Genomic DNA, 15,243 nt, shown 5'->3' with positions numbered 1-15,243 from the left:
ACGACCACCCTGTCAACGCGCGGACCCCGATGACCTGCGACTCCGTTCAGCCCCGGCGACCGGTCCGATCGAAATTGCCGGCGATGGCCGGGGCGGAAGTGCGGATCGGTCCCCGACCCGCTCGGCATTGCGTGTCAGCTAATTGACAAGCACGGCCGGGTAAATGGTCCCTTATCGTTTGTCCGGGTGCTGTGCGAACTTCGCGGCGGAGTTCCGATTAACTTCTCCCAATTCAAGACCGTGCGAGGGATTGTCGTGGCCACAGCTCAAACCACAGCGCAGGCGGATCCGCCCGGAGCCAGGCGAAACGAATGGATTCTGGTCGTCTTCACGGGCACCACGAACATCGCCGACGCGGTGGCCCGGATCGCCCTCCCGCTGCTCGCCGCCCAGATCAGTCGATCACCCGTCGTGGTCACCGCCGTCGCGGCCATCATGAGCCTGCCGTGGTTGGTGGCCGCGCTGCACGTCGGTGTCTTCGTCGACCGGATGGACCGGCGGGCCCTGCTGATGGGCGCCGAGATCGCCCGGATGGTCTCCGTCGGCGCGCTCCTCGTCGCCGTGCTCGCCGCGAGCCCGACCCTGGCGCTGATCTACGCCGCCGCCCTGGTCATCGGCCTGGCCGACGTCGTGGCCGGGATCGCCGGAGTCTCCATCGTCCCGTCGGCCGTGCCCAAGCACCGCTGGGAGACCGCCAACGCGCGGATCACGGCCCTGGAATACCTGTTCAACGGCTTCGCCGGGCAGCCGATCGGCGGCTTCCTGGTGGCGGTCGGGTTCGGGCTCGCGCTCAGCGTCACCGGCTTCGCCTACGTGGCCGGCGCGGTCCTGCTGCTCCTGCTGGTCGGCAACTTCAAGGTCGCGGCCCCCGAGCGCAAGCGCTCGGTCAACGAGGACATCCGCGAGGGTCTCCGGTTCCTCTGGCAGCACCGGCTGCTCCGGACGATGGCGCTGCTCATCGCGATCATGGCCGGCTGCTGGGCGGCGTGGCTCGCCCTCATCCCGGTCTACGCCGTCGGCGGCCCGCTCGGCCTCGACGAACGGCAGTACGGCTTCCTGCTCACCGGCCTCGGCGCGGGCGGGGTGATCGGCACCGTCATCGTCGGGCCGGTCAACCGGTGGATCGGCCGACGCTGGTCCATGTTCACCGACATCGTCGGCGCCTTCGCCCTCGTCGCGGCCCCGGCGCTGCTGCCCGCCGCCCCGTCGAGCGCCTGGGCCATCGGCGCGGCGGCGTTCCTCGCCGGCGCCGGCGGCACGATGTGGACGGTCAACTCCCGGTTCATCACGCAGTCGCTGGTGCCGGCCGACATGCTCGGCCGGTTCAGCGCCGCGAGCCGCCTCGTGGCCTGGGGCATGACCCCGGTCGCCGCGATCCTCGCCGGCGTCCTCGCCGAGTTCTTCTCCTACCAGGTGGCGTTCGGCTTCTTCGCGGTGCTCTGCGTACTGCTGATCTACCCGTTCTTCAAGGTGGTCACCCGGGAGCGGATGGCTGAGGTCGACGGCCCGGCCGCCGCGCCGGCGCCCGGCGACGCGGACGACAGCGGGGGCGCCGGCACGGCCGACGACGGCGGGGACCTGCCGGAGGCGGCGACCACCGGCGGCTCCCGGTGAGCGCGGACGGCCCGACGCTCTTCCAGGGGTTCACCGACGCGGTCCGCCGGCATCCCGACGCCCCGGCGCTGCGCGTCGCCGGGCACGAGCTGACGTACGCCGAACTTTTGGACCGGGTCGAGCGGCTGGCCACCCGGCTGGTCGCCCTGCACGGCCGCCCGCCCCGGGTCGTCGGGCTCTGCGCGTCGCGCAGCCTCGCGGCGTACGTCGGTTATCTCGCCACGCTGCGGCTGGCCGCGACCGTCGTGCCGCTCGGCCCCGACGCGCCGGCGGAACGGATCCGGCGGACCTGCGCCCACGCCGGGGTGGACGCCCTGCTCGCCGACGACGCGGGCGGCCGGGTGGCCGACGAGGCGGCCGGGCCGGTCGGCGTCCTGCACCTGCCCGACACCCCGGAGCAGCGCTGGTACGACGTGCCGGCCGAGCGGTGGACCGAGGCGTACGCCGGCGGCCCCGACGACGTCGCGTACACCCTGTTCACCTCCGGATCCACCGGCACGCCCAAGGGGGTGCCGATCCGGCACCGCAACCTCGCCCCCTACCTCGCGCACTGCGTGCAGGCCTACCAGGTGGGGCCGGGGTCGCGGCTGTCGCAGACCTTCGAGCTGACCTTCGACCCGTCGGTGTTCGACATGTTCGTCGCCTGGTCGTCCGGCGCGCTGCTGGTGGTCGCCGCGCCCGGCGACACCCTGGCCCCCGTCCGCTACGTGAACGACAACGGGATCACCCACTGGTTCTCCGTACCGTCGGTGATCTCCCTGGCCCGCCGCCTGCGCACCCTGCGTCCCGGCAGCATGCCGGGCCTGCGGTGGAGCCTCTTCGCCGGTGAGCAGCTCACCCTGGCCCAGGCGCGGGCGTGGGCGGACGCCGCGCCGGGCAGCACCCTGGAGAACCTGTACGGGCCCACCGAGCTCACCGTCACCTGCACCCGCTACCAGCTCCCCGCCGAGCCGGCGCGGTGGCCCCGCACCAGCAACGACACCGTGCCGATCGGGCGGATCCACCCGCACCTGGAGGGGGTCCTGCTGGCGGCCGACGGCGCTGCTGGGGACGACGGCGAGCTCTGCGTGCGGGGCGGCCAGCGGTTCGACGGCTACCTCGACCCCGCGCAGAACCCCGGCCGGTTCGTCGACCACGACGGCCGCCGGACGACGCCGGTCGACGGCCCGCCCGGCCCGGCGAGCTGGTACCGGACGGGGGACCGGGTGCGACGGGAGGACGGTGAGCTGGTCCACCTGGGCCGGCTCGACGACCAGGTCAAGATCCACGGCTACCGGATCGAGCTGGGCGAGATCGAGTCCGTCCTGCGCCGGCACCCGGGGGTGCACGACGTCGTCGTCCTGGCGCTGCCCGGTGCCGGAGCGGTCGAGCTGCACGCGCTCTACACCTGCGACACCGTGCCGGAGGCGGCCCTGGCGGCCCTGGTGGCCGACCACCTGCCGCCCTACATGGCACCGGCGCGGTACCACCGGGTCGAGTTCTTTCCGGTCAACGCCAACGGCAAGGTCGACCGCCGGCGGCTGGCAGCGGACGTCGGACTGGTCTGAGCGGCACCGACTCCCACCACGCTCACGAATCGAGAGCAGAGATGCCCATCCCGCGGCAAGCACCACCCGCCCGCCTGCGTTTCCGGTTGATGGGGCCGGTGGAGTTCCACGACGGCGTCCAGTGGCGGGGGATCGGCTCGGCGAAACAGCGCGCGTTGCTGGCGATGCTGCTGCTCAAGGCCGACCAGGTGGTGTCGCTCGAACAACTGGTGACCGAACTCTGGGACGACAACCCGCCGGCCTCGGCCAGCGGTCTCGTCGCCGGGTACGCGTGGCGGCTGCGCCGCGCCCTGAACGACCGCGACGGCCGCGTCCTGACCACCCGCAGTCCCGGCTACCGCCTGGTGGTCGCCGCGGAGACGATCGACATCGGCGAGTGTGAGCGGCTGATCAGGCAGGCCCACGCCGATCTCGCGGCCGGCCTGCCGGACGCCGCCGTCGAGGGGTTCGACGCGGCGCTGGCGCTGTGGCGCGGTGCCCCGCTGGCCGACGTCCGGCCGACCCCGCTGGTGATGGCCGAGGTGGCCCGCCTGGAGGAGACCCGGATCGCCACGGTCGAGGCCCGCATCGGCGCCGAGCTGGAGCTGGGCCGGCACAGCATGCTGCTGCCGGAACTCAAGGTGCTCGTCAGCCAGCATCCCCTGCGGGAGCGCCTGCACGCCCACCTGATGACCGCCCTGTATTGCGACGGCCAGCAGGCGGTCGCCCTGGGGGCGTACCGCGACCTGCGGCGGTTGCTGGTCGACGAGCTGGGCATCGAGCCCAGCGAGTCCCTGCGCGACCTGGAACAGCGGATCCTGCGCAACGATCCGGCGCTGCGGCTGCACCACCCCGGGGCCCGCCCGTCCGTCCGGGTGGTCACGCCGAGCCCGCCGGCCTCCCGGTTCCCCGCCGACCCGGTGGCCCTGCACGGGCGGGCGGCCGAGCTGGGCCGGCTGGTCAAGGGCGTGCGGTCCGGGCGGCCGGGCGTGGTCCAGGGGCTGGCCGGCGCCGGCAAGACCGCCCTGGCGGTGCGCGCCGCGCACGAGCTGGCCGCGGAGCACCCGGGCGGGTCGGTGTTCGTACCCATGGGCGGGGGGACACCCGACGGGCCGGCGGAGGCCGCCCGGGCGGTGCGGGTCCTGGCCGAGGCGCTCGGGTTGTCGGCGCCGACGGGCGACCACCCCGCGTCGGGCTGGTCGACCCTGTTGACCGGCCGTCGGGTCGTGGTCGTCCTCGACGACGTGGCGACCGCCGTCCAGGTACGCGCCCTCGGGCCGGTGCCCGTCGGCTGCGCCCTGATCGTCACCTCACGCTCCGGGATGACCACCCTCGACGGGGCCACCCGGGTCTCCGTCGGTTCCCTGGACACCCACGACGCGCTCGACATGCTCCGGTACCACCTCGGCGCCGAGCGGGTGGACGCCGAGCCCGAGGCGGCGCGCACGCTCGTGGAGCGCTGCGACGCGCTGCCCCTTGCCCTGCGGATCGCGGCAGCCCGGCTGGCGACGCGGCAGAACTGGTCGCTCGCCGCCTTCGCCGACCGGCTGGCCGATCCCGCCGCCCGGCTCGACGCCCTGGTCTGCGAGTCGATGTCGATCCGGGACTGCCTCGCCGGCGCGGTGCGGGTGCTGACCCGGTACGGCGACGGCGACGGCGACGGCGTGGCGCTGCGGGCCCTGCGGCTGCTGAGCCGACTGGACCGGGGCCTGGTCAGCGTGTCGAACCTCGCCGCGCTGTCGGGCCAGCCGATGGCCGCCGCCGAGGTCGCCGCCGAACGCCTGGTCGACGCGGGGCTCGCCGAGGCGCTGCCGGACGGCCGTTACCGGATCCCCGAGCTCGTCCGTGCCCACGTACGCGAACTGGGCCGCAGCCCGGAGTGCGACCAGGTCGTGGCCCTGCGCGGTCAGCATCCCACCACGACTGCCCGGCCGCGCCGGTGAGGCGGCCCGCACGGGCCTGCGGCGCGGCGGCCCGGCTGCCGCGGCTGATCGTCGTCGGGCGGGCCGGTCAGGCGACGGCGATCGCCTCGATCTCGATGATCCACTCCGGGTCGAAGATCCCGGTGACGATCACCGTCAGTGCGGGGCGGTGTGCGCCGAGCACCTCGTTGCGGACCTTGGTGTTGACGTCGGCGTGCCGGCGGTCGGCCAGGAACGTGGTCACCTTGACCAGATTGTCGACGTCCATGCCGGCGTCGGCGAGGACGGCCCGGATGTTGTCCCAGACGAGCCGGCACTGCGCCTCGGGGGTGCCCGGGACGTGGCCGTCCCGGGTCTGGGGGATCTGCCCGCTGATGAACAGCATCCGCCCGGCGGTCTGGACCTCCAGCGCGTTGTGGTAACCGCCCGTGGCCTCCGGCACCGACTCGGGGTTGATCGGCCTCATCTGCATGGTCTCGATCACGTGTAGTCCTTCCGATTGTCCGGGGGAATCCGGATTACGGACTGTGACCTTAGTCTAAAGGTCGTCCCGGGGGACCGAATCCCGGACGGACCGGAACCGCGTCTCGTCCGGGAGCCTTCTGGTACCCGGATCGGGCCCTCGCCCAACCTTCCCCGGCGACGGGGACCCCGATGGGTGGTGCCGACCGTCTGACCGCGGGGTTGACCTGAAGCGGGATTGAGGTTGTCGGATGGGGGCATGCGTGCCATTCGGCTTCACGAGTTCGGTCCCCCCGCAAACCTGGTGCTCGACGACCTGCCCGACCTGACACCCGGCCCCGGCCAGGTCCGGATCGCGGTCTCGGCGAGCGGCGTGCACCTGCTCGACACGACCCTGCGCCGCGGCGAGGCCGGCGGCCCGCTCCCGCTGCCCCACCTGCCGACCATCCCCGGCCGGGAGGTCGCCGGCGTCGTCGACGAGCTGGGCGAGGGCGTGGACGGGGCGTGGCGCGGGCGGCGGGTCGTCGCACACCTGGGCATGGTGCCGGGCGGGTACGCCGAGCAGGCGGTCACCGACGTCGGCTCCCTGTACGCCGTACCGCCGGGGCTGACCGACGCCGAGGCGGTGGCCGCGGTCGGCACGGGCCGTACGACACTCGGGATCTTCGACCTGGAGCCGCCGACGGCGGACGACGTCGTCTTCGTGCCGTCGGCGGCCGGCGGGGTCGGCTGGCTGCTGGCGCAGGCCGCGCGGACGACCGGCGCCACCGTGGTGGCGGCGGCGCGCGGGGCCGACCGGACGGCGAAGCTGCGCGAGCTGGGCGCGGACCTCGTGGTGGACTACGGCCGCCCGGACTGGGTCGGGACGGTGCGACAGCGGGTCGGCGGCCTGAGCCTGGTGTACGACGGGGTGGGCGGCGCGGTGGGCCGGGCCGCCCTGGAGCTGACGCGGCCGGGCGGCCGGTTCATGATGTTCGGCTGGTCGGCGGGCGAGGCGACCCGGATCGACACCGGCGACGTCGTCGGCCGGGGCCTGACCGTGGGCTGGCTGGGTCAGCGGATCCGCGCCCTGCCCGGCGGCATCCCGGCGCTGGCCGCCCGGTCGCTGGAGCTGGCCGGGCAGGGCTGGTGGCGTCCGCTGGTCTCGACCTACCCGCTGGCCGACGCCGCCACCGCGCACGCCGACCTGGAGGGACGCCGGGCGCTCGGCAAGGTGGTGCTGACCGTCGCACGCTGACCCGGCGCGTCAGCCGGCCGGCCGGCGGGCCACCAGGTACGCCTGTGGCGTGCGCTCCGGCTGGCTCCCGAAGGCCTCGGGCTCGCGCACCAGCCGGACGCGGACGTCCAGCCCCGCGTCGGTCAGCAGCTCGGCGACCCGGTCGGGTCGGCGGCGCCGGAATTCCAGCGAGACCGGGTGGCCGAACGCCTCGGTCAGGTGCAGCGGCTCGTCGCCGACCTGGAACGCCAGCACCAGGTGACCGCCGGGCGCCAACGTCCGGTGGAAGTCCGCGAAGGTGGCCGGGAGCAGGTCGTCCGGGACGTGGATGGTCGAGTACCAGGCCACGACGCCGCTGAGGGAGGCGTCGGGCAGCCCCAGATCGGGCATCGCGCCCACGTCGAAGCGCAGGTCGGGGTGGGCCTGGCGGGCGACCTCGACCATCCGCGGGGAGAGGTCGATACCGAACGCGTCGAGCCCGAGCTCGTGCAGGTACCCGGTGAGCCGGCCGGGGCCGCAACCGACGTCGGCGACGGGCCCGTTCCCGGCGGCGCGCACGAGGTCGGCGAAGGCGGCGAGGACCGATCGCTCCCACGGGTTGGCGACCAGCTCGTCCTGGAGCCGCTCGGCGTAGTCGACGGCCAGGGCGTCGTAGGACGATCGGGTGTCATGCGGGTGCCCGGATTCGATCATGCCCAGGCACGCTACCGGTCCTGCGCGCCGGACGGCGAACACCTGCGCTACGCGGCGTCGGCGGGCGTAACGAGATTCGCGCCCAAGACGCTGCGCCGGCAGTCCGCGCGGAATCCCATCGGCGGGAATAGGCTCCGTCGTATCGGCGGCCAGCACGGCGATGGCCATCGCGTACCGGAGGTCGGACGCGGAGTGAGGGGGCGCGTCCGGCGCCGGTGTCGCCGCCTCCCGTCGCGGTCGGGCTCCGTCAGCTCCCGGGGAGCTGCTCGGCCCTCGTGACCACCCGGTCGATCAGGCCGTACTCGCGGGCCTGCTCGGCGGTGAACCACCGGTCGCGGTCCCAGTCCCGCTGGATCTCCTCCAGGCTGCGCCCGCTGTGCCGGGCGATCAGCTCCTGCATGGTCCGCTTCACGTGCAGCATGTTCTCCGCCTGGATCGTGATGTCCGCGGCGGTGCCGCCCATCCCGCCGGACGGCTGGTGCATCATGATCCGTGAGTGGGGCAGCGCGTAACGCTTGCCGGCCGTGCCCGCGCAGAGCAGGAACTGCCCCATCGAGCCGGCGAAGCCGAGCGCCACCGTCGCCACGTCGTTGCGGACGAACCGCATCGTGTCGTAGACGGCCATGCCCGCGCTGACCGAGCCACCCGGCGAGTTGATGTAGAGCACGATGTCGCGCTCCGGATCCTCGGCGGCGAGCAGCAGCATCTGGGCGCAGATCTGGTTCGCCGAGGCGTCGGTGACCTCGGTGCCGAGGAAGATGATCCGCTCCTTCAGCAGCCGGTCGAACACCTGGTCGCCGAAGGACGGCTGCCCACCGTCCAACATCCGCACGTCGAGACCGATCATCGCGTCCGCCCTTCCGGCACTGCCGGCGGGCGACCGGAGGACGCCCGGGGGACCGGCACCTCCAGCCTGCGCGGAACGGGACGCGCGAGGCCAGCCATTCTGCCGGCGGCAGATCAGCCGACGGCAGAACCGGCCGGCCTAGACGACGGTCAACGTGCGCGCGCCCGCCCGCGTCCGCCCGCAGCCCAGCGCGACACGGGTACGCGGACCGGAGCGCCCGCCCACGGCGGAGGCGGGAGGCCCGACCCGCACGGTCGTGCCGCCCGGACGCGGAGCCAGGTGGAGCAGGGGGCCGCCGGCCCGGGGAGCGACCCGCACGGCCGGGGTGACGGCGTCGGGCCGGCCGACCTCCGCCCGCTCCAGCCGGGCCAGGCCGGCCCGGGGCGCGGCCGGGATGCGCGGCTCGACCCGACGCAGGTCGTCGCGCGCCTCCTCCAGCAGGTCGGACAGGTGGATGCCGAGCGCCCGGCAGATCGCCGCGAGCACCTCCGACGAGGCCTCCTTGCGACCGCGTTCGACCTCGGACAGGTAGGGCACGGACACTCCGGCGGCCTCGGCCACCTCGCGCAGCGTGCGGCCCTGCCGCAGCCGGAGCCGGCGCAGCACCCCGCCGATCACTCGTCGCAGCAACGACATGCGGGCCTCACTCTCGGGCTCGTCGTCCGGGACACCCCCATCATGCCCCCTGTCGGGCGCGCGGGTCGTCCCGTCGTGCCGCGCGTCGTGAGGTGAGCCGTGGTGACCCAGGTCGACGACCTCGCCGTGCGAGATCCGCGCAGGCCGCTATGTTGTGGTCGTGCAGGCGACGACAGGGCCGGGACAGGCCCTCCCGTGATCCATTTTCCCGCCCAGCGACGGGGCCCTCTGAGCGCGCTGAGTCTCCGGCTGGCCGCCGCCCTCGGCCTGGTCTTCGCCACCGTCGCCGTGGTCTACCTCGACCGGGACGGCTACCGCGACGTCAACGAGGACGGGCTGACCCTCCTCGACTGCTTCTACTACACGGTGGTCAGCCTCTCGACCACCGGCTACGGGGACATCGCCCCGGTCAGTCAGAGCGCCCGGCTGATCAACGTCGTCTACATCACGCCGGCCCGGGTGATCTTCCTGATCATCCTGGTCGGTACCACCCTGGAAGTGTTGACCGAGCAGTACCGCACCGGGCGCCGCCTGTCGCGGTGGAGGAGAGCCGTGAAGGACCACGTCATCATCTGCGGCTACGGCACGAAGGGCCGCAGCGCGGTCTCCGCCCTGCTGGAGAACGGGCTCGACAAGTCCCGGATCGTGGTGGTGGAACGCAGCGGTTCGGCGCTGCGGCAGGCCACCTCGGCCGGCCTGGTGGCGATCGAGGGCTCGGCGACCCGCTCGTCGGTGCTCAACGAGGCGCACGTACGAAACGCCAAGGCGGTGATCATCGCGACCGACAGCGACGACGCCTCGGTCCTGGTGGCGTTGACCGTACGGCAGCTCACCGCCGGGCAGGTGCGGATCATCGCCGCCGCCCGGGAGGCGGAGAACGCCCCGCTGCTCAAGCAGAGCGGCGCCCACCACGTGATCGTCTCCTCGGCCACCGCCGGCCGGCTGCTGGGCCTGTCCACCTCGGCCCCGCCGCTGATCGACGTGGTGGAGGACCTGCTCACCCCCGGCCAGGGCATGGCGCTGGCGATGCGCTCCGCCGAGCGCTCCGAGGTGGGCCGCTCGCCCCGCGAGCTGGAATCGCTGGTCATCGCCCTGGTCCGGCGGGGCAAGGTGGTCACCCTGGCCGACAAGGCCGGCGCGGTCATCGAGACCGGCGACATGCTGGTGCACGTACGCGACGACCGTCCTCAGGCGACCGCCGCTCCCTGACCGGTCCCGCCGGGCGTCGTGCCCGGTCGGGCTCTTGGGCTGAGTCAAGAATCCCCTTTACGGATCTATCTCGACGACGGAATGCTTGCTACCGTTTGGCGGCTCGGAATCGCCAGCGGGTGTGACAATTGACCGCAGTCGACGTACTGTCGCTGGCTCCGGCGACGGGGGCAACATTTTTCGCGCGGAGGCTCTGGCCTCGGGCGTCGACTGTCGTCTTCCCGTCTGGTCGGGCATCTCCGCTGCGCCGTTCCGAGTGCCTCGTTAATCGAACGACGGGAAACAATAAGTGGCTGAAGTGGCAAATTCCGCAGGATCCGGACGACGCTGGTCGGCCGGCGTCGTGGCGGGCCTCGCCCTGGCGGGCGCGGCAGTCGTCGCGCCCGTGACCGTCGCGCAGGCCGCCCCCGCCGGGGGTGGCGTGTACGACGCGGCGAGCGGTTCTCAGGCCGAGCGCCCGAGGAAGCTGCCGAACCTGCAGAAGGGCAAGATCGAACTTCCCGCACCGGGCGCCAAGGGGCCTCGCTTCCAGTCGGGTACGAGTGCGAAGCCGCGCATCGTCGGGGGAGGCCTCGCCAGCGCGTCGGAGTTCCCGTACATCGTCGGTGTCGTCAGCACGCTGCAGATCGACGGCACGTACTACTGGTGGTGGTGCACCGGCACGATCGTCGCGCCCAACAAGGTGCTGACGGCCGCGCACTGCACCGCCGACGGCCCGGGCACCACCCGGGTCATCGCCGGCAACGACCAGCTCCTCGACGAGCAGGGCAACATCCTCGACGGCAGTGGGTACGTCGCCGAGGTCGGTTCCACCTGGACCCACCAGGGCTGGAACATCGTCGAGAACTACAACGACCCGTCGGTTCCGCTGCAGAACGACATCTCGGTGCTCACCCTCAAGAAGAACCTGCCGGCCGAGTACACGCCGGTGTCGCTGAGCACGCAGGGCGACGCGACGCCGTACGTGGCCGGCACCTCCGCGGTGATCGCCGGTTACGGCATCGCCTACGACGGCGCCGGTAACGATGTCGACGACAGCCGGCTGCGCAAGGCGACGGTTCCGATCCGGTCCGACTCCGTCTGTGCCAGCTACATGGTGCAGTACGACCCGGCCGGGATGACCTGTGCGGGTGAGGGTGGGGGTACCCCGACGAATCCGGTCCCCGACACGTGCTCCGGCGACTCCGGCGGCCCGCTGATGGTCGGCGGCAAGCAGGTCGGTGTCACCTCCTGGGGTTCCGTCGTCTGTGGTTCGGAGCCGGGCTACTACGTGCGGCTGAACAACTACGTCAACACGGTGAAGGCCGACTTCACCCGGCCGCCGCTGATCAACGCCGACTGGTCCGGCGACGGGCACACCGACCTGATCGGCCGGGACACCGCCGGCAACCTGCAGCTGTTCTACGGCGCCGGGTTCGCCAACAACGGGGTCGGCGGCTTCTACTACGCTCCTCGCAAGATCAACTCCGGTTGGGGCAGCTTCAAGCGGGTCTTCCGCGTCTACAACTGGAACGGCGACCACAAGCCGTCCATCATGGCGATGAAGACCAACGGCGAGCTGTACATCTACAACAGCGACGGCGCGGGCAACTTCGTCGGCGGCGGCAAGCTGATCGGCACCGGCTGGGCGAACTTCACCGCCCTCATGGTCACCAACAACTGGATGGGCAACAACCGGCCGAGCCTGCTGGTCCGCAAGTCCAACGGCGACCTCGTCCGCTACACCAGCAACGGTGCGGGCGGCTGGGAGAACCCGGCGGGCACCCGGATCGGCACCGGCTGGAACGGGTTCAACCTGTTCCTCACGCCGGGTGCCTGGAAGGGCGACGGGCTTGAGGTGATCATCGGCCGCACGTCGACCGGCATCCTCAAGATGTACCAGTCCGACGGCGCCGGTGGTTGGACCAACCCGTCCGGCACCCAGATCGGCAGCGGCTGGGCCAACTTCAAGAACATCATGACGCTGGGCGACTGGAACGGCGACAACATGATGGACATGATGGGCATCAACAGCAGCAACCAGATGCGGCTCTACACCACCAACGGCAAGGGCGACTGGATCGATGCCAGCGGCAAGGTCATCTCCAGCGGCTGGGGCGACTACAACCTGATCTTCTGATCGGTTCGCACCACCATGCAACGAAAGGGCCCGCAACCATTCGGTTGCGGGCCCTTTCCGGTGCTGTCGACGGCGGCCGGTCGCGCCCTCGCGGGGTGGCGGCCGGTCGCGCCGGTCAGAGGATGGTCCAGGTGTCCCCGCTGGCGAGGAGGCCGGCGAGCTGCTGCTCCGGGGTCTCGGTGACCTTCGCCTTCGCCTCGGCGAGCTGCTCCTGCACCACGCTGTCGTAGGACGGCCGGTCCACCGAGCGGAACACGCCGATCGGGGTGTTCCGCAGGTCCAGGCCGGGCAGGCGGGACAGCGCGAAGGCGTACGCCGGGTCGGTGACCGTCGCGTCGTGCACGACGATCTCACCCGGGTTGACCGACGCGGTCTCCCGGACCTCCAGGCCGAACCCGCCGGGCGGGTGCACGACGCAGAACTGCCCGTCCTTGCCGAACGTGATCGGCTGCCCGTGCTCCAGCCGGATCAGGAAGTCGTCGCGGGTGGCCGGCTCCTTGAGCTGGTCGAACGCGCCGTCGTTGAAGATGTTGCAGTTCTGGTAGATCTCCACGAACGCCGAGCCCTGGTGCTCCGCCGCCGCCCGCAGCACCGACTGGAGGTGCTTGCGGTCCGAGTCGATGGTGCGGCCCACGAAGGTGGCCTCGGCACCGAGGGCGAGCGACAGCGGGTTGAACGGCGCGTCGGCCGAGCCCGCCGGGGTCGACTTCGTGACCTTCCCGACCTCGGAGGTCGGCGAGTACTGCCCCTTCGTCAGGCCGTAGATCCGGTTGTTGAACAGCAGGATCTTCAGGTTGACGTTGCGGCGCAGCGCGTGGATCAGGTGGTTGCCGCCGATCGAGAGCGCGTCGCCGTCACCGGTGACCACCCAGACCGACAGGTCGGGCCGGCTGGCCGACAGGCCGGTGGCGATCGCCGGGGCACGGCCGTGGATCGAGTGCATCCCGTAGGTGTTCATGTAGTACGGGAAGCGCGACGAGCAGCCGATGCCCGAGACGAAGACGATCCGCTCGCGCGGGATGTTCAGCTCCGGCATGAACTGCTGGATCGCGGCGAGGATCGCGTAGTCGCCGCAGCCGGGGCACCAGCGCACCTCCTGGTCGGACTTGAAGTCCTTGGCGGTGAGCTTGAGGGCGACGGGCTCAGACATTCTTCAGGACCTCTTCCAGCATCGTCTCCAGCTCGTTGGCCGTGAACGGCAGGCCGCGGACCTGGTTGTAGCCGATCGCGTCGACCAGGTACTTCGCCCGGATCACGTGGGCGAGCTGGCCGAGGTTCATCTCGGGGATGACCACTCGGTCGTAGGAGCGCAGCACCGTGCCGAGGTTGGCCGGCATCGGGGCGAGGTGCCGCAGGTGCGCCTGCGCGATGGCGTGGCCGCGCTGGCGCAGGCCCCGGCACGCCGCGCCGATGGGCCCGTACGTGGAGCCCCAGCCGAGCACCAGCACCCGGGCGTCGCCGTCCGGGTCCTCGACCTCGACGTCCGGCACCGGGATCGTCTCGATCCGGGCCGCCCGGGTGCGCACCATGAAGTCGTGGTTCGCCGGGTCGTACGAGATGTCGCCGGTCTTGTCGGCCTTCTCCAGGCCGCCGATGCGGTGCTCCAGCCCGGCGGTGCCCGGGACGGCCCACGGCCGGGCCAGGGTCTCCGGGTCGCGCAGGTACGGCAGGAACGTGGTGCCGTCGTCGCCGTTGGGCTTCGTGGCGAACTCGACGCGCAGGTCGGGCAGCGACTCGACGTCGGGCAGCAGCCACGGCTCGGAGCCGTTGGCGACGTAGTTGTCGGACAGCAGGATGACCGGCGTGCGGTAGGTCAGCGCGATCCGGGCCGCCTCGATGGCCGCGTGGAAGCAGTCCGACGGCGACTTCGGCGCGATCACCGCGATCGGGGCCTCGCCGTGGCGGCCGTAGAGCGCCATGTTGAGGTCGGCCTGCTCGGTCTTGGTGGGCATGCCCGTGGAGGGACCGGCCCGCTGCACGTCGACGATGACCAGCGGCAGCTCCAGTGCCACCGCGAGGGAGATCGTCTCGCTCTTGAGCGCCACGCCCGGGCCGCTGGTGGTGGTGACGCCGAGCGAGCCGCCGTACGACGCGCCCAACGCCGCGCCGACCGCGGCGATCTCGTCCTCGGCCTGCATGGTGAGCACGCCGAAGCGCTTGTGCTTGCTCAGCTCGTGCAGGATGTCCGAGGCCGGGGTGATCGGGTAGGCGCCCAGGAAGACCGGCAGCCCGGAGCGGACGCCGGCGGCCACCAGGCCGAGCGACAGGGCCGCGTTGCCGGTGATGTTGCGGTAGGTGCCCGGCCGCATCTTCGCCGGCTTGACCTCGTAGCGGACCGCGAAGTCCTCGGTGGTCTCGCCGAAGTTCCAGCCGGCCCGGAACGCCGCGACGTTCGCCGCGACCAGCTCGGGGCGGGCGGCGAACTTGCGCTCCAGGAAGCGCAGCGTCGACTCGTACGGCCGGTTGTACATCCAGGAGAGCAGGCCGAGGGCGAACATGTTCTTGGCCCGCTCGGCGTCCTTCTTGGACACCGCGAGCTCGGCGAGCGCGCCCACCGTCATCGAGGTCAGCGCCACCGGGTGCACCACGTAGCCGGCGAGGGAGTCGTCCTCGAGCGGGTTCGACTGGTAGCCGACCTTGGCCAGGTTGCGCTTGGTGAACTCGTCGGTGTTGACGATGATGTCCGCGCCCCGCGGCAGGTCGGCGAGGTTCGCCTTGAGCGCCGCCGGGTTCATCGCCACCAGCACGTTCGGCGAGTCGCCGGGGGTCAGGATGTCGTAGTCGGCGAAGTGCACCTGGAAGCTCGACACGCCCGGCAGGGTGCCGGCGGGAGCGCGGATCTCCGCCGGGAAGTTCGGCAACGTGGAGATGTCGTTGCCGAGCTGCGCGGTCTCCGAGGTGAACCGGTCGCCGGTGAGCTGCATGCCGTCGCCGGAGTCACCGGCGAACCGGATCACCACCCGGTCCAGTTGACGGATCTGCTTGGTCACGCCTGCACC

At 72.1% G+C, this 15,243-nt stretch carries 12 protein-coding genes; 6 read left to right on the top strand and 6 right to left on the bottom strand.

Annotation, left to right across the window (positions count from 1 at the left end):
* Positions 1-255 precede the first annotated feature (255 nt).
* Genes EV374_RS04055 through EV374_RS04045 form a run of 3 tightly spaced genes read left to right on the top strand, consistent with a single transcriptional unit; the run spans position 256 to position 5,083 of the window.
* Complete coding sequence (locus EV374_RS04055) at positions 256-1,614, top strand: MFS transporter (protein WP_132231688.1); 1,359 nt, start codon at positions 256-258, stop codon at positions 1,612-1,614.
* The gene (locus tag EV374_RS04050; protein ID WP_132231686.1) at positions 1,611-3,161 is read left to right on the top strand and encodes an amino acid adenylation domain-containing protein; all 1,551 of its coding nucleotides are present in this window, start codon (positions 1,611-1,613) and stop codon (positions 3,159-3,161) included. The genes EV374_RS04055 and EV374_RS04050 overlap by 4 nt, the downstream gene beginning before the upstream one ends.
* A gap of 41 nt (positions 3,162-3,202) precedes the next feature.
* The gene (locus EV374_RS04045) at positions 3,203-5,083 is read left to right on the top strand and encodes an AfsR/SARP family transcriptional regulator (protein ID WP_132231684.1); all 1,881 of its coding nucleotides are present in this window, start codon (positions 3,203-3,205) and stop codon (positions 5,081-5,083) included.
* Positions 5,084-5,150: 67 nt separating this feature from the next.
* On the opposite strand, the gene EV374_RS04040 is transcribed toward EV374_RS04045, so the two are convergent.
* Entirely contained in the window at positions 5,151-5,546 is a 396-nt protein-coding gene (locus tag EV374_RS04040; RefSeq protein ID WP_132231682.1) for a RidA family protein, read from the bottom strand.
* 237 nt (positions 5,547-5,783) lie between these two features.
* Between EV374_RS04040 and EV374_RS04035 the strand changes: the two genes are divergently transcribed.
* Positions 5,784-6,761 (top strand): zinc-binding dehydrogenase, encoded by a 978-nt coding sequence (locus EV374_RS04035; RefSeq protein WP_132231680.1) that lies wholly within the window; start codon positions 5,784-5,786, stop codon positions 6,759-6,761.
* A gap of 9 nt (positions 6,762-6,770) precedes the next feature.
* Here the strand turns inward: EV374_RS04035 and EV374_RS04030 are convergent, their stop codons facing one another.
* The 3 genes from EV374_RS04030 to EV374_RS04020 all read right to left on the bottom strand — a co-directional run bounded on the left by EV374_RS04030 (position 6,771) and on the right by EV374_RS04020 (position 8,916).
* On the bottom strand, positions 6,771-7,433 hold the full coding sequence (locus tag EV374_RS04030) for a class I SAM-dependent methyltransferase (RefSeq protein WP_132231678.1): 663 nt from the start codon (positions 7,431-7,433) through the stop codon (positions 6,771-6,773).
* Positions 7,434-7,680: 247 nt separating this feature from the next.
* Positions 7,681-8,280, bottom strand: coding sequence for a ClpP family protease (locus EV374_RS04025; RefSeq protein WP_132231676.1), 600 nt, complete (start codon positions 8,278-8,280; stop codon positions 7,681-7,683).
* A gap of 138 nt (positions 8,281-8,418) precedes the next feature.
* Positions 8,419-8,916: a helix-turn-helix domain-containing protein gene (locus tag EV374_RS04020; RefSeq protein WP_132231674.1), complete on the bottom strand. Its 498-nt coding sequence runs from the start codon at positions 8,914-8,916 to the stop codon at positions 8,419-8,421.
* A 195-nt stretch (positions 8,917-9,111) separates the two neighbouring features.
* Here EV374_RS04020 and EV374_RS04015 point away from each other — a divergent pair, with 195 nt between their 5' ends.
* Together EV374_RS04015 and EV374_RS04010 are read left to right on the top strand one after the other, a co-directional pair.
* On the top strand, positions 9,112-10,125 hold the full coding sequence (locus tag EV374_RS04015) for a potassium channel family protein (RefSeq protein ID WP_132231672.1): 1,014 nt from the start codon (positions 9,112-9,114) through the stop codon (positions 10,123-10,125).
* Positions 10,126-10,414: 289 nt separating this feature from the next.
* Positions 10,415-12,244: a S1 family serine peptidase gene (locus EV374_RS04010; protein ID WP_132231670.1), complete on the top strand. Its 1,830-nt coding sequence runs from the start codon at positions 10,415-10,417 to the stop codon at positions 12,242-12,244.
* A gap of 115 nt (positions 12,245-12,359) precedes the next feature.
* On the opposite strand, the gene EV374_RS04005 is transcribed toward EV374_RS04010, so the two are convergent.
* Both EV374_RS04005 and EV374_RS04000 read right to left on the bottom strand, forming a co-directional pair.
* Complete coding sequence (locus tag EV374_RS04005; protein WP_132231668.1) at positions 12,360-13,394, bottom strand: 2-oxoacid:ferredoxin oxidoreductase subunit beta; 1,035 nt, start codon at positions 13,392-13,394, stop codon at positions 12,360-12,362.
* Positions 13,387-15,234, bottom strand: a complete 1,848-nt coding sequence (locus tag EV374_RS04000) for a 2-oxoacid:acceptor oxidoreductase subunit alpha (RefSeq protein ID WP_132231666.1) — start codon at positions 15,232-15,234, stop codon at positions 13,387-13,389. Before EV374_RS04000 ends, EV374_RS04005 begins: the two co-directional genes overlap by 8 nt.
* Positions 15,235-15,243: the final 9 nt, after the last annotated feature.

It is taken from the genome of Micromonospora sp. CNZ303 (assembly GCF_004345505.1).
The sequence above is the reverse complement of the archived record's forward strand: the minus strand, read 5'-3'. Positions and strand labels throughout refer to the sequence as shown.

Coding starts and splice junctions, on each gene's coding strand:
- EV374_RS04045 (WP_132231684.1), top strand. CDS start 3,203: ATGCCCATCCCGCGGCAAGCACCACCCGCCCGCCTGCGTTTCCGGTTG.
- EV374_RS04035 (WP_132231680.1), top strand. CDS start 5,784: ATGCGTGCCATTCGGCTTCACGAGTTCGGTCCCCCCGCAAACCTGGTG.
- EV374_RS04030 (WP_132231678.1), bottom strand. CDS start 7,433: ATGATCGAATCCGGGCACCCGCATGACACCCGATCGTCCTACGACGCC.
- EV374_RS04025 (WP_132231676.1), bottom strand. CDS start 8,280: ATGATCGGTCTCGACGTGCGGATGTTGGACGGTGGGCAGCCGTCCTTC.
- EV374_RS04020 (WP_132231674.1), bottom strand. CDS start 8,916: ATGTCGTTGCTGCGACGAGTGATCGGCGGGGTGCTGCGCCGGCTCCGG.
- EV374_RS04005 (WP_132231668.1), bottom strand. CDS start 13,394: ATGTCTGAGCCCGTCGCCCTCAAGCTCACCGCCAAGGACTTCAAGTCC.